The organism is Kitasatospora sp. NPDC051984, from assembly GCF_044593455.1.
Classification (GTDB): domain Bacteria; phylum Actinomycetota; class Actinomycetes; order Streptomycetales; family Streptomycetaceae; genus Kitasatospora.
Genome location: NZ_JBIUCB010000001.1, coordinates 742,100 through 762,460 on the forward strand (window position 1 = coordinate 742,100; position 20,361 = coordinate 762,460).

Below are 20,361 nucleotides of genomic sequence, written 5' to 3' on the forward strand. Positions count from 1 at the left end.
GGTCGTAGGTGGCGGCGCTCTCGCGCAGTTCCTGGTCGAACGTGGTTGCGGCTTCGCGGAGTTCGGTGGTCTCGCGGTCCGCCACGGCCCGGAGCTCGGCCACCTCGCGCTCGGCGACGGCGCGCAGCTCGGCGGTCTCCCGGTCGGCGACGGCGCGGAGTTCGGCCGTCTCCTGCTCGGCAGTGGCGCGCAGCTCGCTGTCGTAGGTCTCGGCGTCGGCGCGCAACTGCGCGGCCTCGGACCGGTCGGCGGCGGCTTCGGCGGCCAGCGTCTCGGCCTCGCCGCGGGCGGCGGCGAGCTGCTGGTCGGCTTCGGCACGGACCCGCTGGGCGTCCTGGGCGGCGGCCTTGCGGACGGCGGCGGCCTCACCGTCGGCGGCCTCGCGGATCGCGGTGGCCTCGGCCAGCTTCTCGGCGGTCTGCGCCTGCTCGCTCTCCAGGTCGGCGCGAGCTGCCTCGCGGGCGGCGGTGGCCTCGTCGCGGAGCGCCTGGGCGGCGGCCTCGGCCTGTTCGGCGAGGGTGCGGGCGGCGTCCTCGGCGGCGGCGCGGACGGCCCGGCCGGCCTCCTCGGCCTGCTCGCGGTGCTGCTCGGCCCACTGGGCGGCGTCGGCGCGGGTGGCTTCGGCGATGGCGTCGGCCTCGGCGCGGACGGTCTGGGCGGCGGCCTCGGCCTGCTCGCGGGTCCGGGCGGCGTCGCGTTCGGCGGTGGCCCGCTGCTCCTCGGCGGCGGTGTTCGCGGCGGCGAGCAGTTCGTCGCGGGCCTGCGCGGCGGTGGTGGTGAGCTTCTCGGCCTCGGCGCGGGCCCGGGTGAGGGTCTGCTCGGCGCGGCCCTGGATGGCGGCGGCCTGTTCGCGGGTCTCGGTGCGCAGCCGTTCGACCTCGGCGGCGGCGCCGGCGCGCAGCGCGTCCGCGTCGGTCTTGGCGCCGGTGAGCAGTTCCTCGGCCTGCTTGGCGGACTCCTCGATCTGGACGGCGGCCTGCCGGCGGGCCTCGGCGCGGACCCGGCCGGCCTCGGCCTCGGAGGCGGAGCGGTGTTCCTCGGCCTGCTCGCGGGCCTTGGCCGCGTCGGCCTGCATCCGTTCCAGCTGCTCGCGGATGGAGGCAGCGTCCTCCATGGCGGCGTTCTGCGCCTGCTCGACGGCCTCGCGGGCCTGCTCCAGCAGTGTCGTGGCCTCAGACTTGGCGTGCTGGACCAGCCGTTCGGCCTCGGCGGCGGCCTCGCTGCGGGTGTCCTCGGCGGCGGTGTTCGCGCGGGCGAGCACCTCCTCGGCCTGCTCGGCGGCCTGGGCCAGGCGCAGCGCGGCGTCCTTGGCGCCCTCGGCGCGGCCGGACTCGGCGGCTTCGGCGTGCAGGCGTTCGGCTTCGGCGGCGGCCTGTTCGCGCAGTTCGGAGGCGTTGCGCTCGGCGGTGGCCCAGTGCTCGGCGATCTCCTTCTCGGCGTCGGCGCGCAGCTCGTTGGCGACGGACTCGGCGGCGCCGCGCAGGCGTTCGCTCTCCTCGGAGGCGGCGGCCTTGGCGGCGTCGGCCTCGGCCTGGCGGGTGGAGGCGGCGGCCTTGATGAGTTCGGCTTCGCGGGTGGCGGCGGCCACCATCTTGGCGATCTCGGCCTTGGCGGTCTGCGAGCGCTGTTCGCTGGCGGCGTCGCCGTCGGCGACCTTGCGCGAGGCCTCGGCGGCGGCTTCGGCCTGCAGGCGTTCGGCGGCGGCGAGGGCCTCCTCGCGCATCCGGGCGGCCTCGGTGCGGGCCCGTTCGGCCTCGGCGAGGGCCTCGGCGCGCAGCCGCTCTATCTCGGTCTGGGCGCCGACCAGGGCGGCTTCGGCGCGCTCCTGGTCGGCGAGGGCCTGCCGCTTGAGGGCGGTGATCTCGGCTTCGGCGGCGGCGAGCTTCTGTTCGGCGGCGGCGTGCGCCTCGGCCAGCTGCTGCTGGGCGGCGGTGGCGGCGGCGACGCGTTGTTCTTCGGCCTGGGCGCCGGTCTGCTGGGCCTGCTCGGAGGCGGCGCGCAGCAGGCGTTCGGCGTCGGACTGGGCGCGCATCAGGGCGGCTTCGGCGCGGGCCTGGGCCTCGCCGCGGGCGGCGTCGACGTCGGCGGCGGTCTGCGCGCGGGCCTGGTCGGCGAGGGCGGCGGCCTCGGCACGGACGGCGGCCATCATCCGGTCGGCCTCGGCGCGGGCCTCCTGGAGCAGGCGCTGGGCCTCCTGCTCGGTACCGGCGCGGGTCTGCTCCGCCCAGTTGACGTTTTCGTTGACGTGGCGTTCGGCGGCGGCCCGGAACTCGGCGAGTTCCTCCTCCAGCCGGCGGCGCCGGGCGTTGAACTCGGCCTCCAGCTGGGAGGTGCGTTCGGCGGCCTCGGCCATCATCCGCTGGGTCGCGGCCTGGGATTCGCGGAGCTGGCGTTCGGCGTCCGCGCGCAGCGCCTCGGCCTGCATCTCGGCGTTGCGCAGGAGTTGTTCGGCCTGGCCGGAGACGGAGTCGAAGGCACGCGGCTGGGCGAGCTGCCGGCGGGCCTCGTGGAGCTTGGCCCGGAGCACTTCGACCTGGTAGGCGAGGTCGTCGGCGTGCTCGATCGTCTTGTCCCGCTCCTTGCGGGCCTTCTCCAGCTCGGCCTCGAACTTGGAGAGGTGATCTTCAACGCGGTCGTAGCCCCGCACTCCGCGGTCCCGCCCATCTCCTGGTCGCGTCCTCGACCGCTCCGTTCCGCCCCCTGGCCTTGCCGGGGCCGGACCGGCTCGGTCCTTGCCATCGCTCCGCCGTCCGGGTGGACTCCTGAGCGATCTGTTGCCTCTGGAGAATGGTGACAGATCCGAACGGCGACCGTTCGGCCGTGCCCGCGTCGTGGACTCCCCTGCGGTGCGCGGACCGGAGGTACCTGCGCACCTGGGCATTGTAGTGGGAGCGGTGGCGGGGGGAATGGGGGCGAGGTCCTTTTCGGAAGTTACCGCCCAGTTCGTTACCGCCCCGTCAGGTTCCGTACGGGCGTCGGCCGGGCCCTGTGCCGGCCCCGTTCGGGGTCGTACGGCTCAGAGCCCGTCTGCCCGTTCAGTGCTCGCCCGGCTCCGCGCCGGTGACCAGCTCGGTCAGCACGCCGCCGCAGTCCTTGGGGTGCAGGAAGGTGATCCGCGAGCCCATCGAACCGCGCCGGGGCTCGTCGTACAGCACCCGCACGCCCTTGGACTTGATGTCGGCGGCATCCCCGTCGACATCCGCCGTCCCGAAGGCGATGTGGTGCACGCCCTCACCGTTCTTGGCCAGCCACTTGGCGACCGTGGAGTCGTCCCGGGTGGGCTCCAGCAGCTGCAGGTAGGAGGCGCCGCCGTCCCCGGTGTCGTTGATCTTCAGCATGGCCTCGCGGACGCCCTGCTCCTCGTTGACCTCGGAGTGGAACACCTCGAAGCCGTAGGTGTTGCGGTAGAACTCGACGGTCCGGTCCAGGTCGAAGCAGGCGATGCCGATGTGGTCGATGCGGGTCAGCACGGGGGCCTCCGAAGGCGTTGAGGGGTGGCACTCAGTGCAGCGCATGGCGGCGACCGCACGCCAGCAGCACGCCTTGCGAGTCTGCTCACATCGGAGTTTCCCGTGGTGGAACTTCCCGGAACTGGCACGGTGTTCACTGGAAGGTGCCAGTAGCGCTGATCACATCCTCGCGGCGGTGACGCGGCGGTAACGGATCAGTACATTGACCGCATCCCCATACCCTCTGGTCCGACGCGCGAAGGGGCTCGTCCATGACTACTTCTGTGATCGTCGCAGGTGCGCGCACTCCAATGGGCCGCCTGCTCGGCTCGCTCAAGGGTTTCTCCGGCGCCGAACTGGGCGCCTTCGCGATCAAGGCGGCGCTGGAGCGGGCCGGTGTCTCCGGCGAGCAGGTCCAGTACGTGATCATGGGCCAGGTGCTGCAGGCCGGCGTCGGCCAGATGCCCGCCCGCCAGGCCGCCGTGAAGGCCGGCATTCCGATGAGCGTGCCCGCGCTCAGCATCAACAAGGTCTGTCTGTCCGGCCTGGACGCCATCGCACTGGCCGACCAGCTGATCCGGGCCGGCGAGTTCGACATCGTGGTGGCCGGCGGCCAGGAGTCGATGACCAACGCCCCGCACCTGCTGCCGAAGTCCCGCGAGGGCTTCAAGTACGGCGCCATCGAGATGCTCGACGCGATGGCCCACGACGGCCTGACCGACGCCTACGAGAACATCCCGATGGGCGAGTCCACCGAGAAGCACAACACCCGTCTGGGCATCGGCCGCGAGGTGCAGGACGCCATCGCCGCCGCCTCCCACCAGCGCGCCGCCAAGGCGCAGGCCGACGGCGTGTTCGAGGCCGAGATCGTCCCCGTCTCGATCCCGCAGCGCAAGGGCGACCCGGTGCTGTTCAGCCAGGACGAGGGCATCCGCGCCGACACCACCGTCGAGGGCCTGGCCAAGCTGCGCCCGGCGTTCACCAAAGACGGGACGATCACGGCCGGCACCTCCTCGCAGATCTCCGACGGCGCCGCCGCCGTCGTGGTGATGAGCAAGGCCAAGGCCGAGGAGCTGGGCCTGACCTGGATCGCCGAGATCGGCGCGCACGGCAACGTCGCGGGCCCGGACAACTCGCTGCAGTCGCAGCCGTCCAACGCGATCAAGCACGCCCTCGCCAAGGAGGGCCTGGAGGTCGCCGACCTCGACCTGATCGAGATCAACGAGGCGTTCGCCGCCGTCGCCCACCAGTCGATGAAGGACCTGGGCGTCAGCGACGAGATCGTCAACGTCAACGGCGGCGCGATCGCGCTCGGCCACCCGATCGGCATGTCCGGCGCCCGCGTGGTGCTGCACCTGGCGCTGGAGCTGCAGCGCCGCGGCGGCGGCGTCGGCGCGGCCGCGCTGTGCGGCGGCGGCGGCCAGGGCGACGCCCTGATCGTCAAGGTCCCCGCGCAGGGCTGACCGATCCTCAAGTCCCCGTGAGGCGGCGCCTGCCGCTTCACGGGGCTCCCGTCTTTTGTGCTGCGAGGAGCAACCCGATGGCCGATGTGGCGACGCTGGTCGAGCAGGCCCGGCAGGGCCGCCCCCGGGCGGTGGCCCGGCTGATCACCCTGGTGGAGAACGCCGCCCCCGAGCTGCGCGAGGTGATGGCCGCGCTGGCCCCGTACAGCGGGCGGGCGTACACGGTGGGCCTGACCGGCTCGCCCGGCGTGGGCAAGTCCACCTCGACGTCCGCACTGGTGACCGCCTACCGCAAGCTCGGCAAGCGGGTCGGGGTGCTCGCCGTCGACCCGTCCTCGCCGTTCTCCGGCGGTGCGCTGCTCGGCGACCGGGTGCGGATGCAGGAGCACGCCACCGACCCGGAGGTGTTCATCCGCTCGATGGCCACCCGCGGCCACCTCGGCGGCCTGTCCTGGGCCGCCCCGCAGGCGCTGCGGGTGCTGGACGGGGCGGGCTGCGACGTGATCCTGGTGGAGACCGTCGGCGTCGGCCAGTCCGAGGTGGAGATCGCCGCGCAGGCCGACACCTCGGTGGTGCTCCTGGCGCCCGGGATGGGCGACGGGATCCAGGCCGCCAAGGCGGGCATCCTGGAGATCGGCGACGTGTTCGTGGTCAACAAGGCCGACCGGGACGGCGCGGACGCCACCGCCCGGGAGCTCAACCACATGCTGGGCCTGGGCGAGTCCCGGCAGGCCGGAGACTGGCGGCCGCCGATCGTGAAGACCGTGGCCGCCCGCGGCGAGGGCGTGGACGAGCTGGTCGAGGCACTGGAGAAGCACCACGGCTGGCTGGCCGAGACCGGTGAGCTGGCGGCCCGCCGCCGGCGCCGGGCCGCCCAGGAGGTCGAGGCGATCACGCTGGCCGCGCTGCGGGCCCGGATCGGCGACCTGCGCGGCGACCGCCACCTGGACGCGCTGGCCGGTCAGGTCGCCGACGGCACGCTCGACCCGTACACCGCCGCCGACCGGCTGGTCGCCGAACTGACCGGCTGAGCGAGGCTGTTCAGCTCCGGCCGCGCAGCGCCCGCAGGTGCTCGGCGATCGGGGCGAGGGCGGCGTACATCGCGTCCAGCTGCTCGTCGGTGAGCCGGTCGATGAAGTGCTCGCGGACGCTGCGCACATGGTCGGGGGCGACCTTGCGCAGCGTCTCCCAGCCGTGCTCGGTCAGGTGTGCGTAAAGACCGCGGCGGTCGCCGGGGCACTCCTGGCGCAGTACCAGGCCGGCCGTCTCCATCCTGGTGATCTGGTGGGAGAGGCGGCTCTTGGACTGCATGGTGGAGGTGGCCAGGTCGGTCATCCGCATCCGGCGCTCGGGGGACTCGGAGAGGACGACGAGGATCTCGTAGTCGTTGATGGCGAGGTTGTGGGCCTGCAGTTCCCGGCTCAGCTGGTGTTCCAGCAGCTTGCCGACCTCCAGGTGGGCGCGCCAGAACCGCTGCTCACGCGCGTCCAGCCAGGGCGCGTCCTCCTCCGTGGGGGAGGCGGGGACCGCCGGCGCTTCGGTCACAGGAGTATTCATGTGATCGAGTATAGCCGACATTGTTCAATGTTGTACAAATTCACCCGTGGCGGAAGCGTGTAAGGGCGGTGTGCTGCGGGCGGACTGATACGTACCCGCACCACCGCCCTGCCGCCTGGCCAGGGTTGAAACGAACATGCTCAATTACCGGGGTGCACTCGGCCGGTGACGGCATGTTAGGCATAATCGCGCCCATGACGACGCGGAGCGCGAACTTCCATTCGATAGCCGACGGCGTGTACGCCTGGCAGCCCGAGCAGCGCGGATGGGGCCTGGCCAACTGCGGCCTGGTCGCCTCCGGCCGCACCGCGCTGTGGATCGACACCCCGTACGACCGCAAGCTCGCCGGCCAGTTCCTGGACCGCACCCGCGGCGTCCTGCCCAAGGGTGTCACCGTCGACCGGATCGTCGTCACCCACGCCAACGGCGACCACATGTGGGGCGCCGGCGTCCTGCCCGACGCCGAACTCATCACCACCCACGAGGCGCTGCACCACATTGCCTACGAGCCGAGCCCCGAGCAGCAGCACGCCCTGCTGCAGAGCCTCGACCCGGCCACCGACACCGGCTCCTACCTGCACGAGCACTTCGGGTGCTTCGACTGGGCCGACACCCCGCCGATCCAGCCCGACACCGTCTTCACCGGCGAACTCGAACTGCGCGTCGGCGACATCCCGGTGCAGATCAGCAGCCTCCCGCCGGCCCACACCAGCGGCGACCTGATCGTCCACCTGCCCACCCGCTCCACCGTGTTCACCGGCGACATCGTGTTCGGCTCCACCGCCGACCGCCCCGGCGACCACCCCGTGCACTGGGCCGGCCCGCTCGGCAACGTCATCGACGCCGTCGAACGCATCCTCGCCACCGGCGCCGAGACCATCGTCCCCGGCCACGGCCCGCTGCTCACCCGCTACGACCTGCGCGCGCACGCCGAATACCTCGGCCACGTCCGCGACCGCGCACACGCCCTGCACGCCGCCGGCATCCCGGCCGGCGAGGCCGCGCGCACCGTCATCGACGAACGCCGCTACCCCGAACTCGGCCTGCCCGAACGGCTGCTGATCACCATCGCCACCGAATACCGGCACCTCGACGGCAGCGAACCGCCCGCCATGATGGAGGTCTTCGGCCGGATGGCCGGCTTCGCCCGGCAGCGCGGCGCCGAAACCGCCGCCAGCACCGCCTGACCCCCGACCCGCGCCGACGACACCCCCCGAGGACCCGATGGTCGTGATCCTGTACGTCCTGGCCGGCGCCGCCCTGGCCGCAGGACCCCTGCTCTGGCTCCTCCGCCGCGCCGCCCAGGACACCCAGGCCGCCGAACGGCGCGCCACCGAAGCCGACACCTCGGCCCGCGCGGCCACCGCCCGCACCGAGACCGCCGAACAGCGCGCCCGCGCCGCGGACAGCACCGCCCGCGCCGCCGACGCCGTCGCCTCGGCCGCCGAGGCCCGCGCCGAGGCGGCCGAGGAACGCGCCCGCGCCGCCGACACCTCGGCCCGCACCGCGGAGGCCCAGCGCACCGTCGCCGAGACCCGGTACGCCGCCGCCCTGCGCGAACTCGGCCACCTCGCGCACGAGCGGCTGCCCGCCGCCACCACCGCGCTCACCCACCCCCGGACGCCCGTCCCCGGGCCGCTCGACACCACCGGCGGCACCGAGGAACTCCACCACGCCCTGGACACCGCGCTCACCGCCGCCGTCCGGGCCGTGCTCGCCGAACGCGACCGCACCGACGCCGCCGCCCGGGCCGCGCTGCGCGGCGCCGCGTCCAAGATCCAGGCCCTGCTGATCCAGGTCCGCTCGCTGCTGGAGGAGATCCAGCTCAGCGTCGACGACCCGCGACTGCTGGCGCTCGACTTCCGCAACGAACTGACGCTGCGCCGGGTCCAGTCCCTCGCGGTGCTCTCCGGCGCCTGGCCCGGCATGACCCGGGAGGCCTCGCCGCTCGCCGAACTCTGCGTCGGCGCGCAGTCCCGGGTGGCCGGCTACGCCCGCATCGAGATCACCAACCACCTGCGCGAACCCCGCCTCGCGGTGGCCGCGCGGGCCGCCGAACCCGTCGCCATCGCACTCGCCGAGATCCTCGGCAACGCCACCGCCTACTCCCACCCCGAGACCCGGGTGGTGGTCTCCATCGAACAGGGCAGCTCCGGCGCCCTGGTGGTGGTCGACGACATGGGCGTCGGCATGGAACCCGACCAACTGGAGCGGTCCGGCGACCTGCTGGACGGCCAGGCCGAGGTCCTGCTCACCGAACTCGGCGACCCGCCGCAGGCCGGCTTCGCCGTGATCGGCCTGCTCTGCCGACAGTTCGGCTTCGGCTGCCGGGTCGAACCGTCCCCGTACGGCGGCGTGCGCGCCATCCTGCGACTGCCCGCCGACCTGCTCACCCTGACCGACCCGGCCGCCCCGCTCTCCGCGCTCGCCCCCCGCCCGATCACCCAGACCACACCGGTGTTCGACGCGGGCGACGCGCTGCCCACCCGCAAGCGCCGCAGCCCGCGCGTCCCGCAGCAGGACGCGCCGTCCCCCCTCCCGTCCCCGGCGGGCAGCACCCCCGACCGGGCCCGATCCGCGTGGTCGGCCCTGCAGTCCGGCACCCTCGCCGGCCGCAGCGCCGTCCACCACAACCCGGGCCCCGACGGACCCGCCGCACCCGAAGGAGTCGAAGCCCCGTGACCACCCAGCTCCGCCGCCACACCGAGGACCTCTCCTGGGTCCTCACCCCGCTGCTCGACCTGCCCGGCGTGCAGAACGCCGTCATCGCCACCGGGGACGGCCTGGTCACCGGCCACTCCGCCGACCTCGGCCGGGACAGCGCCGACCGGGTCGCCGCGATGACCGCCTCGCTGCACGCCGCCGCCCGCGCCTTCACCGTCGCCTTCACCGAGGCCGACCAGGTCCGGCTCACCCAGACCGTCGTCGAGTCCGACCTCGGCTACGCCGTCGTCACCCCGGCCGGCGCCAACTCCTCGCTCGCGGTGTTCGCCGTCCCCGGCGCCGACCTCGGCACCATCGCCTACCAGATGCAGGTCCAGGTCGCCGCGCTCGCCAGAGCCCTCGCCAGCCCCGCCCGGGAGGCGAGCGGGACATGACCACACCCAGCGGACCGCACCGCCGACTCGTCCCCGCCTACCTCGCCACCCAGGGCCGCGACCTCGCGCCCGGCAAGCACAGCCTGGACCGGCTCAGCATCCTGCACGCCGCCGCCGACCTCCCCGCCGGACTCGGCGGCGAACACCGCCAGTTATGGGAACTGGTCCGCCCCGGCGCGCTGACCGTCGCCGAGGCGGCCGCCCACCTCCGGCTCCCGGTCAGCGCGACCGTCTTCATCGTCGCCGACCTGGCCGAGCGCGGCGCCCTCAAGGTGCGCGCGCCGATTCCCTCCGCCCAGCCGGTCAACCGGGACCTCGCCGAAAGGCTCCTCAGTGGACTTCGCGCCCTCAAGTAGCACGGGCAGCAGCCCCGTGTACCTCCCCGCCACCGACCCGATCCTGATGAAACTCATGGTCACCGGGCCGTTCGGGGTCGGGAAGACCACCTTCGTGCGCTCGCTGTCGGAGATCCCGACACTGCACACCGAGGAGACCATGACCGCCCAGGGCATCCCGGTCGACGACACCGCCCGGATCCCCGGCAAGACCGCCACCACCGTCGCCGTCGACTTCGGACGACTCACCCTGCCCGGCGGCGACCTCGTCCTCTACCTGTTCGGCACCCCCGGCCAGCGCCGCTTCCTGCCGCTCTGGGAAGACCTCGCCCGCGGCGCCCTCGGCGCACTGATCCTCGCCGACACCCGCCGCCTCGCCGACGCCTTCGACGCCATGGACCTCATCGAGGAAGCCGGCCTGCCCTACGCGGTCGCCGTCAACCGCTTCCCCGACACCCCACCGATCGAACTCGACAAGATCCGCGCCGCGCTCGACCTCGACCCCGCCACCCCGCTGATCGAATGCGACGCCCGGGAACGCGCAGGCTGCCTGGACGCCCTGATCGCCCTCACCGAGCACGTCCTGGACCGCCTCCCGCAGGAGACCGCCCCATGACCCGCACCGCCCTCTACGGGCCACAGTTCGCCGCCCAGCCGCACGCCCACTACGCCCGGCTGCGCGACCGCGGCCCGCTCGCGCCCGTCGAACTCGCCCCCGGCATCGACGCCTGGCTGGTCACCGACTACCACGTCGCCCTGGAAGTCCTCCGCGACACCGACACCTGGACCCGCGACTCCCGCGTCTGGCAGGCCACCCAGCCCGCCGACTCCCCGATCATGCCGATGCTCGGCTGGCGCCCCACCGCACTCTTCAACGACGGCGCCACCCACGCCCGCTACCGGCAGGTCATCACCGACAGCGTCGGCATCATCGAACCCCACCTGCTGCAACGCGACACCACCGCCGTCGCCGAACAGCTCATCTCCGAATTCGCGCACACCGGCAAGGCCGACATCCTCGCCCAGTACGCCTACCGGCTCCCGCTGCTCATCCTCTGCTCCTGGTACGGCATCCCCGACCAGGACCTCGACCGGATCAGCGCCGCGATGAACGGCTCCTTCGAATCCTCCACCGGCGCCGCCGCCGCGTACGCCGACCTGGTCGCCGTCATCACCGGTCTGGTCGCCGAACGCCGCACCGCACCCCGGCACGACCTGATCTCCGCCTTCATCAACCACCCCGCGCGACTCGGCGACGACGAGGTCGTCCGGCACATCACCCTCACCCTGATGGCCGGCCACGAACCCACCGCCAACCTCACCGCCAACGCGCTGCTCCGCATGCTCTCCGACGACCGCTACGCCGGCTCCCTGCACAGCGGCGCGCTCAGCGCGCACGACGCGGTCAACGAAGTCCTCTGGACCGACCCCCCGCTCTCGAACTTCGCCCCGCACTACACCCGGCGCAACATCGTCTTCCACGGCACGCCGATCGCCCCCGACCAGCCCGTGCTGATCTCCTACGCCTCCGCGAACGCGCAGGCCGCGCTCCCTCCCTCGGAGAGCGAGTCCCTCGGCGGCTCCTACGCCCACCTCGCCTGGGGCGCCGGCCCGCACCGCTGCCCCGCCCGCCAGCCCGCCGTCCTGATGGCCGTCACCGCGATCGAACACCTCATCAGCCGCCTCACCGACCTCCGGCTCGCCGTCCCCGCCGACCAGATCCTCTGGCGCCAGGGCCCGGTCCACCGCGCACTCGTCTCCCTCCCGGTCGAGTTCACGGCGCTGTAGCGGTTGAGAAACCAGGGAGAGCACAACCAGGGGCGCGGGGAACTGCGCGACAAGCGCACACCCGTCCGCAAGGTCGCGATCAAGTGCAAGTCATTGCCCTGCGTCGCGATCTTGCGGTCGGGTCCTTCCGCTTCGCGCAGTTCCCCGCGCCCCTGTTTGCTCGCCCGCTACAGCCCGAACTGCCGGCCGAGGTCCCTCAGGCTCGGAATCGCCTGCGTGGTGGGCTGCTGGTGCGGGACCGCCGACTGTTCGCCGACGACGCCGACCGGCTTCTCGGCCATCACCGTCTCCGACGATTGCATCAGCACCTGCCCGGCCCCGATGAACTCGAACTGGTGCTCCTCGCCGCTCGCGCCGCCGATCCCGGTCAGGTGCCGGATGCCGCCGAGGACGCCGTGCAGGTAGCTGTGGTCGTAGTGGTGGCAGGGGGCGGGGCAGTCGGCCCAGCCGACCAGGGCCTCGGGGTCGACCCGTAGCGGGGGTTCGACGAAGTGCACGGGGCCGTTGGACGCGGCGACGAACTTGCCGGTGCCGATCAGGGTGAGGAACCCGGGGATGATCGACTGCTTGAGTCGCAACGTCGGCTCGAAAGCCAGCAGGTTGCCGGATCGGACGGTCAGGTTGCCGTCCTCCAGGTCGTACGAGTTGAGGTCGTACGCGCGGTCGGCGAGCAGCAGCTTGCCGCGTCCCTCGGCGACGACCCAGTCCGATGCGTGCAGTGGGGAGTTGAAGTTCTGTTCGAGGACCCGGTCGAGGACTCCGCGGCCGATCCCGGAGAAGCGCATCTCGCCGTAGTAGGCGATCATCTTGCCCTTCTGCAGGTAGTACGCGCCGTTCAGGTCCACCGAGAAGCAGTACGGGTTGACGTTGTCGTTGACGGGCAGGGTGTGCGGGTCCCAGACCTGCGGGCCGTCGGCGCCGGGGGGCTGCATCAGCGGGGCGTGGGACGGGGGAGGGGGGTAGGACATCAGAGCTTCACCTCGCTGGCCTGCACGTACACCATGCCGTGTCCGGAGAGTTCGAGCTGGAAGGCCTCACCGGAGCCGCGGCCGATCATGTCGCGCCAACCGAGCGCGCTGGAGAGCTTGTTGGTGACCTGGCCGCGGTGCGCGACGTAGGCCTGCGGGTCGACGTGGACGGGTGCTCCGGGGGAGATGGGGAGTTCGACGACGCCGCCGTGGGCGAGCATGGCGACCGCGCCCTTGCCGCTGAGCTGGGTGGTGAACAGCCCTTGCCCGGTGACCTGGCCGCGGACCACGCCCATCAGGCCGCCCTGCTGTCCCATGAACATGGTGGACTGCTGGAGGCTGCCCTCGAAGGCGAGCAGCCGATCGGCCTCGACGTACATGGTGTCGCCGGCCAGGTCGACGACGTGCACGTGGTGGCCGCCGTGGCCGAACATCACGGTGCCGTGGCCCTCGACGGTCATCAGCGGGGTGTCCTCGCCCGCGACCCGGCGTCCGATCATCGACATGACGCCGCCCTGGCCGCCCATCAGGTTGGGCTTGAAGGTGACTTCGCCGGTGTAGCCGAGCATCGCGCCGCGCTGGGAGAGGATCCGCTGGCCCGGGAACACCTGGGCGGAGACCATCTTGTGGTTGATCAGGGTGAAGGCCATCAGGCGTCGCCTCCGAAGGTCAGGCGCTCGGAGGGCTGGACGTAGACCAGCCCGTCGCCGGTGAACTCGACCTGCATGGCCTCGCCGCCGCCCTCGCCGATCAGCGTGGTCCAGCCGGCGCCGGACTTGAGGGCGCGGTTCAGGTTGCCGGTGTGCGCGACGTACGCGCCGGGGTCGACCCGCAGCGGCAGGCCCTGGGCGACCCGGAGTATCACCGCGGGGCCGTTGGAGGTCACGGCGGCCCAGCCGTGGCCCTCGACCTTGGTGGTGAACAGGCCGTTGCCGCTCGCCATCCCGTTCAGGCCGGTGAAGGAGGTGCCGGTGCGCAGCGACGCCTCCGTGCAGAGCAGGTTGTCGGACTCGACGAACAGCGTCTCGCCGTTCAGCCGGACCAGATTGATCTCGGTGGCCTTGTCGGCGAAGTAGCAGGTGCCCTGCCCCTTCACCTCCATGACCTCCATGCGCTCGCCGGTGAGCCGGCGGGTGACCATGCCGCGCAGGCCGTCGCCGCCGCCGGTGAGCTTCTTGAAGCCCATCTGCCCGGTGTAGGCGACCATCGAGCCGTTGCGTGCCTTGACGGTGTCCCCGGCGAGATCGACGGCGAGGACCTTTGACCCCTGGAGTCGGAACTGTGCCACGTTCTGGAATGTAGCGGCCCCCGCCCCGGTGTGGGGAGAGGGCCGGGCGGGCCGGTACGGAACCGGCACATCGGACGCGTCGTCAGGCGGCCTGCGGCAGCGCCCCGGCGGAGGTCTCCACCTCCAGCAGCGAGGCGGAGTGCCGCTCGGCCTCGAACGCGACGACGCCGCCGCGCAGGCCGAACAGCCGCTTGGAGAGCATGATCCAGAGCACCGCGGCGATGTTCAGCAGCAGCGTGCAGATCTTCAACGCGCTGACGTGCTCGGTGAGTTCGTAGACCTCCAGCGGCAGGAACGCGGCGGTGGCGACCACGGTCAGGTACTCGGCCCAGCGCTGCCCCCACCACAGGCCGAACGCCTCGACGATCTCGACCAGCGCGTAGACCACGAGCGCGGCGGCGACGTAGATCAGGGTGTTGTGCTGGTAGTCGAAGGTCTTGCGGATGGTGTCGACGATCGGCGAGTGGTCGAGGTCGTAGTGGAAGTGGTCGGTGACGGGCTTGAAGACGGTCAGGTTCTCGTCGAAGATCCGGCGCACCGCGTCCTGGCTGTTGGAGAACTTCCACACCGCCCAGGCGGCGACCACGATCAGCACGCCGCGCAGCAGCCGTTCGACGGCCAGGAAGCGCAGGATGAACAGGTCGCGCAGGGCCTTGCCGCGGGGCACCAGCGGCGCCTCGTCGGCGGGGCCGGAGCCGTGCGGCTCGCCGAGCGCGAAGTCACCGCAGCGCAGGCAGCGCCAGGCGGTGCCGAGGGCGGTGGTGGCGTGCAGCCGCTCGCGCAGGTCGGTCTCGTCGGGCGCGTAGGTGATGTGGCCGCGCCGGGCACAGGTGTGCCGGTCCCAGTCTCGCCTCAGCATGTCGTGCGTCCCCCCGTGGGTCTGCGGGCCTGCCGGTCAGGCCGCGCGCAGCACAGCAGGATAGGGGGTCCGGGGTCGGCCTCGACGGCGGGTCGGTGATAATAGGTCTGGTTTGTGCATCCGTTCACAAACCCAGCCGCCCGCCGTGTCTGTGAGGAATCCCCGTGAAGAGCATCGCCGCCGTCCACCGCCTGCGCCTGGTCTCCGGCCCCGAGGGGCTGTCCTTCATCCTGCTGCTGATCTGCTCGGTGCTGAAGCGCACCACGAGCTTCAACGCAGTGCCGGTGATGGGCATGGTGCACGGCGTGCTGTTCGTGCTGTACGTGGTCTTCCTGGTGCAGGCGTACCAGGCCCGCCGCTGGGAGCCGAAGCGCGCGCTGCTGATGTTCGTACTGTCGGTGCTGCCCACCGGCGGCTTCTTCGCCGAGCGGATGCTCGCCAAGGAGGAGCGCGGCGAGCTGGACGCGGCGAAGCCGGCCACTGCCTGACTCCACAACGTGGTGCGCGGCGGTCGGGCCTCTTCGTGGGAGGCCCGGCCGCCGCGAGCTTTTGTGCTACCCGGTGGGGGTCAGTTCACGTTGACGCCGGTCCAGGCCGCCGCCACCGCGTTGTACTGGGTGGAGGTGGCGCCGTACAGGTCCTTCGCCGCGTTCAGGGTCGCGGTGCGCGCGGCCTTGTAGTTGGTGGTGGAGGTCATGTAGACGGTCAGCGCCCGGTACCAGATCTGCGAGGCCTGGTCCCGGCCGATGCCGGTGACGGCGGCGCCGTTGTAGGTGGGCGAGTTGTAGCTGACGCCGTTGATGGTCTTGGCGCCGCTGCCCTCGGCCAGCAGGTAGAAGAAGTGGTTGGCGACGCCCGAGGAGTAGTGGACGTCCTTGCTGCCGACCGTGGAGGACCAGTAGTCGGCGGACGCGCCGTCCTTGGAGGGCTTGTCCATGTAGCGCAGCGGCGTGCCGTTGCCGTTGATGTTGATCAGCTCGCCGATCAGGTAGTCCGGCACGTCCTTCGACAGGTTGGCGTAGAACTCCACCATGGAGCCGAAGATGTCGGAGGTCGCCTCGTTCAGGCCGCCGGACTCGCCCGAGTAGTTCAGGCCGGCGGTGTTGGAGGTGACGCCGTGGCTCATCTCGTGGCCGGAGACGTCCAGTTCGGTCAGCGGGTGGGTGTTGGACGCGCCGTCGCCGTAGGTCATGCAGAAGCAGCTGTCGTCCCAGAAGGCGTTGACGTAGTTGCTGCCGTAGTGGACCCGGCTGTACGCGCCGACACCGTCGTTGCGGATGCCGTTGCGGCCGAAGGTGTTCTTGTAGAAGTCCCAGGTGACGGCCGCGCCGTACTGGGCGTCCACCGCCGCGGACTCCTTGTTGGAGGCCAGACCGTTGCCCCAGGAGTTGGTGGTCTTCGAGTACAGGGTGCCGCTGCCGGAGGTCTTGCCCGCCAGCGTGGTCGTGTACTGGTTGCCGCGGGTGGCGTCCTTCAGCGTGTAGGTGCTGCCGGTCAGCGTGGTGGTCAGCGAGACGTTGCCGACGAAGACGCCGTTGCCGGTGCCGGTCGCGTTGGCGGTCTGGATCTCCTCGTGGGTGGAGAGGATCTCGCCGGTGTTCGCGTCGGTGACCAGCTTCTGGCGGCTCGGGGTGCCGTCGGCCCGCATGCCCTCGACGGTGGTGCGGTAGGCCAGGCGCGGGGCGCCGTCGGCGGCCCAGACCACCAGCTCGGAGTTGCCGGTGGCGCCGGAGACCGAGGTCAGGGCGGCCTCGTCGGCGTCCTTGGTGATGCCGACGGTGGACTGCACCGCGCCGGTCGCCTTGCCGGCGGCCTGGGCGGCCGTCAGCTTCGGGCTCAGCGAGGCGGGGGCCAGGCTGCCGGAGACGGCCTTGTCGGAGGAGCGGACCTGGCCCTTGGCGTCCTGGTGCACGACCAGGTCGCCGCCGAGCACGGGCAGCCCGTTGAAGGTGCGCTCGTAACGGAGGTGGCGGGTGCCGTCGGCGTCGACGATGGCGTCCTTGACCACCAGCTTCTCCTGGGCGCCGAGGCCGAGGGCCTTGGCGGCGGAGGGGGCCTGCCCGGCGGCCATCGCCAGCAGTTCGGCGCGCTGCTGGCCCGGGGCGTTCTGCGCGGCCGGGTTGGGGGCGGCCTGGGCGATCCCGGCACTCACCTGGATCGCACCGGCCAGCAGGGCAGAGGCAGAGAGAACGGCTCCGACAGCGAGCTTTCGCTTCACGTACGGGTTCCTTCCGGGATGAACCGCATGTGCGGTCGCACCACGTTCCGGGGCACTGGGGGTAGTGCCTGCTGGGGCGGAGGCGGGTGCTGACGTGCAGCTCCGTGCGGTCTGGCGACGTCGCCGGTGGGGTGGGGCCGGCTTGTCGAACGGGGCTGGCCAGAAGCATGACAATCGTTCAAATCCCGGAACAGGACCCCGGCAACAATTGGCAAACTCTCGCCAGACCCGCGGCAATGGAACGGTCAGGAAATCGGAGGTTTCGCCGCGAACCATGCGGTGCGGGCTGGGGCTCGGCCCAACTCCCGTGTTTTCACTGAATAGTGACGGATTATCCGGTGTTAATTGCGGGAGTACGGTGGCGGTTGTCTGTTTGGCGTGATCCCGCCAACTGGTGGCCTTGTTCACCATCGTGGACACCTGCTACCCGCGCCCCGGACCGCAGGTACGGTGGGGTCGTGCCCAAGCCCCTCGCTCTCGACTTCGACCCGATCGCCCGCGCCGACGATCTCTGGACCCGCCGCTGGGGCAAGGTGCCGGCGATGGCGGCGATCACCTCGGTGATGCGCGCCCACCAGATCCTGCTGGCCCGGGTCGACGCCGTGGTCAAGCCCTACGGCCTGACCTTCGCCCGCTACGAGGCCCTGGTGCTGCTCACCTTCAGCCGCTCCGGCGAACTCCCGCTGTCCAAGATCGGCGAGCGGCTGATGGTGCACCCCACCAGCGTCACCAACACCGTCGACCGCCTGGAGCGCGCCGGACTCGTCACCCGCCGCCCCAACCCGCTCGACGGCCGCGGCGTCCTCGCGGCCATCACCGAGCGTGGCCGCCAGGTCGTCGAACGCGCCACCCGCGACCTGATGGCCGTCGAGTTCGGCCTGGAGGGCTACGACGAGGGCGACTGCCGCGAGGTGTTCGAACTGCTCCGCCCGCTGCGGGTGGCGGCCGGCGACTTCGACCTGCCGCAGCCGCAGGGTCACGACCGGGAGCACCCGTAGGGCCGGTTACCCTCGATGGCATGAAGCAGAGTGTGCTCACCCGCTACCGTGCCATGGCCTACATCACCGGCGTCCTCCTGATCCTGCTCACCATCGGGGTGATCGCCAAGTACGCCCTGGACATGTCGGGCGCCGCCGGCTTCACCACCGCCGTCGGCATCGCGCACGGCTGGCTGTACGTGATCTACCTGGTGCTCGCCTTCGACCTCGGCACCAAGGCCAAGTGGCCGATCGGCAAGCTCGCCTGGGTCCTGCTGGCCGGCACCATCCCCACCGCCGTGTTCTTCGTCGAGCGCAAGGTCAGCCGCGAGGTCGCCCCGCTGATCGCCGCGCCGGAGCCCACCGCCGCCTGACCGCCACCGCGCGCACCAGCTCTGCCGGGCGCCCCTCCCCACACCGGGAGGGGCGCCCTTTCGTGTTTCGGACTGCCGTTCGGAGGACGGGCATCGACAGGTAGTAGGACGTCCGAGTAAATTAGTAGGACATCCAAGTAGTTGTGCCGCCCACCCACCGGGGCGGCCGCACGGAGCGGAGTCGGAGCCGATGGACGCCGAGCAGATCGAAGCCGGCCGGCAGCGCTGGCAGCAGCGGTACGACAAGGCGCGCAAGCGCGACGCCGACTTCACCACGCTGAGCGGCGAGACCGTCGAACCCGTCTACGGCCCGCCCGCCGGTCAGGAGGTCGAGGGCTTCGAGCGGATCGGCTGGCCCGGCGAATACCCCTACACCCGCGGCCTGCACCCCACCGGCTACCGCGGCCGCGCCTGGACCATCCGCCAGTTCGCCGGCTTCGGCAACGCGCAGCAGACCAACGAGCGCTACCGGATGATCCTCGACGCCGGCGGCGGCGGCCTCTCCGTCGCCTTCGACATGCCGACCCTGATGGGCTACGACTCCGACGACGCCAAGTCGCTCGGCGAGGTCGGCCACTGCGGCGTCGCCATCGACAGCGCCGCCGACATGGAGGTGCTGTTCGCCGGCATCCCGCTCGGCGAGGTCACCACCTCGATGACCATCTCCGGCCCCGCCGTCCCGATCTTCTGCATGTACCTGGTCGCCGCCGAACGCCAGGGCGTCGACCCCGCCGTCCTCAACGGCACCCTGCAGACCGACATCTTCAAGGAGTACATCGCGCAGAAGGAGTGGCTCTTCGCCCCCGAGCCCCACCTTCGCCTGATCGGCGACCTGATGGAGCACTGCGCCAAGGGCATCCCCGCCTACAAGCCGCTCTCCGTCTCCGGCTACCACATCCGCGAAGCCGGAGCCACGGCCGCCCAGGAACTCGCCTACACCCTCGCCGACGGCCTCGCCTACGTCGAACTCGGCCTCTCCCGCGGCCTCGACGTGGACGTCTTCGCCCCCGGCCTGTCGTTCTTCTTCGACGCCCACCTCGACTTCTTCGAGGAGATCGCCAAGTTCCGCGCCGCCCGCCGGATCTGGGCCCGCTGGATGCGCGACCACTTCGGCGCCAAGACCGACAAGGCGCAGTGGCTGCGCTTCCACACCCAGACCGCCGGCGTCTCGCTCACCGCCCAGCAGCCGTACAACAACGTGGTCCGCACCGCGGTCGAGGCCCTCTCCGCCGTCCTCGGCGGCACCAACTCGCTGCACACCAACGCCCTCGACGAGACCCTCGCCCTCCCCAGCGAGCAGGCCGCCGAGATCGCGCTGCGCACCCAGCAGGTGATCATGGAGGAGACCGGCGTCACCAACGTCGCCGACCCGCTCGGCGGCTCCTGGTACGTCGAGGCGCTCACCGACAAGATCGAGGCGCAGGTCGAGGAGATCTTCCAGCGCATCCTCGACAAGGGCAGCGCCGAGCACCCGATCGGCCCGATGACCTCCGGCATCCTGCGCGGCATCGAGGAGGGCTGGTTCACCGGCGAGATCGCCGAGGCCGCCTTCCGCTACCAGCAGGGCGTCGAGAAGGGCGACAAGCGCGTGGTCGGCGTCAACTGCCACCCCCGCAGCGTCACCCCCGAACTCGAAATTCTCCGCGTCAGCCACGAGGTCGAACGCGAGCAGGTCCGCGTCCTCGGCGCCCGCAAGTCGCAGCGCGACGAATCCGCCGTCCGGGCCGGCCTCGACGCGATGCTCGACGCTGCCCGCTCCGGCACCAACATGATCGAACCGATGCTCCAGGCCGTCCGCGCCGAAGCCACCCTCGGCGAGATCTGCCACGCCCTGCGCGACGAGTGGGGCACGTACCGCGAGAACGCCTCGTTCTGAGCGAGAGAGAGCAGACAGGGGCGCTGGGGGTACCCCCAGCGAAGCGAGGGGGCGGAACTGCGCGCAGCGGAAGGCACCCACCAGGAAGATCGCGACGCAGGACAATGACCT

The 20,361-nt window shown here is 71.7% G+C and carries 19 protein-coding genes and 1 pseudogene; 12 read left to right on the forward strand and 8 right to left on the reverse strand.

What is annotated here, in order from left to right; genetic code table 11:
• Both ACIHEI_RS03395 and mce read right to left on the reverse strand, forming a co-directional pair.
• Window positions 1-2,647 (reverse strand): annotated as a pseudogene (locus ACIHEI_RS03395) (hypothetical protein); the annotation flags it as partial.
• A gap of 388 nt (window positions 2,648-3,035) precedes the next feature.
• A complete protein-coding gene (gene mce, locus ACIHEI_RS03400; RefSeq protein WP_396605412.1) occupies window positions 3,036-3,470 on the reverse strand; it encodes a methylmalonyl-CoA epimerase in 435 nt (144 codons plus the stop codon).
• A 251-nt stretch (window positions 3,471-3,721) separates the two neighbouring features.
• On the opposite strand from mce, the gene ACIHEI_RS03405 reads away from it, so the two are divergent.
• Both ACIHEI_RS03405 and meaB read left to right on the forward strand, forming a co-directional pair.
• Window positions 3,722-4,912, forward strand: a complete 1,191-nt coding sequence (locus tag ACIHEI_RS03405; RefSeq protein ID WP_396605413.1) for an acetyl-CoA C-acetyltransferase — start codon at window positions 3,722-3,724, stop codon at window positions 4,910-4,912.
• Between the two features lie 77 nt (window positions 4,913-4,989).
• Window positions 4,990-5,943, forward strand: a complete 954-nt coding sequence (meaB, locus tag ACIHEI_RS03410) for a methylmalonyl Co-A mutase-associated GTPase MeaB (RefSeq protein ID WP_392950748.1) — start codon at window positions 4,990-4,992, stop codon at window positions 5,941-5,943.
• 10 nt (window positions 5,944-5,953) lie between these two features.
• Here the strand turns inward: meaB and ACIHEI_RS03415 are convergent, their stop codons facing one another.
• On the reverse strand, window positions 5,954-6,469 hold the full coding sequence (locus ACIHEI_RS03415) for a MarR family winged helix-turn-helix transcriptional regulator (protein ID WP_396605414.1): 516 nt from the start codon (window positions 6,467-6,469) through the stop codon (window positions 5,954-5,956).
• Between the two features lie 194 nt (window positions 6,470-6,663).
• Here ACIHEI_RS03415 and ACIHEI_RS03420 point away from each other — a divergent pair, with 194 nt between their 5' ends.
• Genes ACIHEI_RS03420 through ACIHEI_RS03445 form a run of 6 tightly spaced genes read left to right on the forward strand, consistent with a single transcriptional unit; the run spans window position 6,664 to window position 11,690 of the window.
• Window positions 6,664-7,656: an MBL fold metallo-hydrolase gene (locus ACIHEI_RS03420; RefSeq protein ID WP_396605415.1), complete on the forward strand. Its 993-nt coding sequence runs from the start codon at window positions 6,664-6,666 to the stop codon at window positions 7,654-7,656.
• Window positions 7,657-7,699: 43 nt separating this feature from the next.
• A complete protein-coding gene (locus ACIHEI_RS03425; RefSeq protein ID WP_387866253.1) occupies window positions 7,700-9,151 on the forward strand; it encodes an ATP-binding protein in 1,452 nt (483 codons plus the stop codon).
• Window positions 9,148-9,567 carry a roadblock/LC7 domain-containing protein gene (locus tag ACIHEI_RS03430; protein ID WP_387637212.1) on the forward strand — a complete coding sequence of 140 codons (420 nt, stop codon included), beginning with the start codon at window positions 9,148-9,150 and terminating at the stop codon, window positions 9,565-9,567. The genes ACIHEI_RS03425 and ACIHEI_RS03430 overlap by 4 nt, the downstream gene beginning before the upstream one ends.
• Window positions 9,564-9,923, forward strand: a complete 360-nt coding sequence (locus tag ACIHEI_RS03435; RefSeq protein WP_387637210.1) for a DUF742 domain-containing protein — start codon at window positions 9,564-9,566, stop codon at window positions 9,921-9,923. The genes ACIHEI_RS03430 and ACIHEI_RS03435 overlap by 4 nt, the downstream gene beginning before the upstream one ends.
• Entirely contained in the window at window positions 9,901-10,518 is a 618-nt protein-coding gene (locus tag ACIHEI_RS03440; protein ID WP_380482162.1) for an ATP/GTP-binding protein, read from the forward strand. The genes ACIHEI_RS03435 and ACIHEI_RS03440 overlap by 23 nt, the downstream gene beginning before the upstream one ends.
• The gene (locus tag ACIHEI_RS03445; RefSeq protein ID WP_392950758.1) at window positions 10,515-11,690 is read left to right on the forward strand and encodes a cytochrome P450; all 1,176 of its coding nucleotides are present in this window, start codon (window positions 10,515-10,517) and stop codon (window positions 11,688-11,690) included. Before ACIHEI_RS03440 ends, ACIHEI_RS03445 begins: the two co-directional genes overlap by 4 nt.
• Before the next feature lie 167 nt (window positions 11,691-11,857).
• Here the strand turns inward: ACIHEI_RS03445 and ACIHEI_RS03450 are convergent, their stop codons facing one another.
• From ACIHEI_RS03450 to ACIHEI_RS03465, 4 genes are all read right to left on the reverse strand, one after another.
• Complete coding sequence (locus ACIHEI_RS03450; RefSeq protein ID WP_396605494.1) at window positions 11,858-12,622, reverse strand: AIM24 family protein; 765 nt, start codon at window positions 12,620-12,622, stop codon at window positions 11,858-11,860.
• 35 nt (window positions 12,623-12,657) lie between these two features.
• Window positions 12,658-13,308 (reverse strand): AIM24 family protein, encoded by a 651-nt coding sequence (locus ACIHEI_RS03455; RefSeq protein WP_396605416.1) that lies wholly within the window; start codon window positions 13,306-13,308, stop codon window positions 12,658-12,660.
• A complete protein-coding gene (locus ACIHEI_RS03460; RefSeq protein WP_396605417.1) occupies window positions 13,308-13,946 on the reverse strand; it encodes an AIM24 family protein in 639 nt (212 codons plus the stop codon). Before ACIHEI_RS03460 ends, ACIHEI_RS03455 begins: the two co-directional genes overlap by 1 nt.
• 82 nt (window positions 13,947-14,028) lie before the next feature.
• On the reverse strand, window positions 14,029-14,802 hold the full coding sequence (locus tag ACIHEI_RS03465) for a DUF2127 domain-containing protein (RefSeq protein WP_396605495.1): 774 nt from the start codon (window positions 14,800-14,802) through the stop codon (window positions 14,029-14,031).
• A 161-nt stretch (window positions 14,803-14,963) separates the two neighbouring features.
• Between ACIHEI_RS03465 and ACIHEI_RS03470 the strand changes: the two genes are divergently transcribed.
• Window positions 14,964-15,293: a DUF3817 domain-containing protein gene (locus tag ACIHEI_RS03470; RefSeq protein WP_387638829.1), complete on the forward strand. Its 330-nt coding sequence runs from the start codon at window positions 14,964-14,966 to the stop codon at window positions 15,291-15,293.
• 80 nt (window positions 15,294-15,373) lie between these two features.
• Here the strand turns inward: ACIHEI_RS03470 and ACIHEI_RS03475 are convergent, their stop codons facing one another.
• The gene (locus tag ACIHEI_RS03475; RefSeq protein WP_396605418.1) at window positions 15,374-17,023 is read right to left on the reverse strand and encodes a M4 family metallopeptidase; all 1,650 of its coding nucleotides are present in this window, start codon (window positions 17,021-17,023) and stop codon (window positions 15,374-15,376) included.
• Between the two features lie 458 nt (window positions 17,024-17,481).
• Here ACIHEI_RS03475 and ACIHEI_RS03480 point away from each other — a divergent pair, with 458 nt between their 5' ends.
• The 3 genes from ACIHEI_RS03480 to ACIHEI_RS03490 all read left to right on the forward strand — a co-directional run bounded on the left by ACIHEI_RS03480 (window position 17,482) and on the right by ACIHEI_RS03490 (window position 20,250).
• On the forward strand, window positions 17,482-18,021 hold the full coding sequence (locus ACIHEI_RS03480) for a MarR family winged helix-turn-helix transcriptional regulator (protein WP_396605419.1): 540 nt from the start codon (window positions 17,482-17,484) through the stop codon (window positions 18,019-18,021).
• Window positions 18,022-18,041: 20 nt separating this feature from the next.
• A complete protein-coding gene (locus tag ACIHEI_RS03485; protein ID WP_387637194.1) occupies window positions 18,042-18,374 on the forward strand; it encodes a DUF3817 domain-containing protein in 333 nt (110 codons plus the stop codon).
• A 190-nt stretch (window positions 18,375-18,564) separates the two neighbouring features.
• The gene (locus ACIHEI_RS03490) at window positions 18,565-20,250 is read left to right on the forward strand and encodes a methylmalonyl-CoA mutase (RefSeq protein ID WP_387637192.1); all 1,686 of its coding nucleotides are present in this window, start codon (window positions 18,565-18,567) and stop codon (window positions 20,248-20,250) included.
• Window positions 20,251-20,361 lie beyond the last annotated feature (111 nt).

Excerpts from the sequence above, each read along its gene's own strand:
- ACIHEI_RS03405 (WP_396605413.1), top strand. The coding sequence starts at position 3,722 with ATGACTACTTCTGTGATCGTCGCAGGTGCGCGCACTCCAATGGGCCGC.
- meaB (WP_392950748.1), top strand. The coding sequence starts at position 4,990 with ATGGCCGATGTGGCGACGCTGGTCGAGCAGGCCCGGCAGGGCCGCCCC.
- ACIHEI_RS03415 (WP_396605414.1), bottom strand. The coding sequence starts at position 6,469 with ATGAATACTCCTGTGACCGAAGCGCCGGCGGTCCCCGCCTCCCCCACG.
- ACIHEI_RS03420 (WP_396605415.1), top strand. The coding sequence starts at position 6,664 with ATGACGACGCGGAGCGCGAACTTCCATTCGATAGCCGACGGCGTGTAC.
- ACIHEI_RS03435 (WP_387637210.1), top strand. The coding sequence starts at position 9,564 with ATGACCACACCCAGCGGACCGCACCGCCGACTCGTCCCCGCCTACCTC.
- ACIHEI_RS03445 (WP_392950758.1), top strand. The coding sequence starts at position 10,515 with ATGACCCGCACCGCCCTCTACGGGCCACAGTTCGCCGCCCAGCCGCAC.
- ACIHEI_RS03450 (WP_396605494.1), bottom strand. The coding sequence starts at position 12,622 with ATGCAGCCCCCCGGCGCCGACGGCCCGCAGGTCTGGGACCCGCACACC.
- ACIHEI_RS03455 (WP_396605416.1), bottom strand. The coding sequence starts at position 13,308 with ATGGCCTTCACCCTGATCAACCACAAGATGGTCTCCGCCCAGGTGTTC.
- ACIHEI_RS03485 (WP_387637194.1), top strand. The coding sequence starts at position 18,042 with ATGAAGCAGAGTGTGCTCACCCGCTACCGTGCCATGGCCTACATCACC.
- ACIHEI_RS03490 (WP_387637192.1), top strand. The coding sequence starts at position 18,565 with ATGGACGCCGAGCAGATCGAAGCCGGCCGGCAGCGCTGGCAGCAGCGG.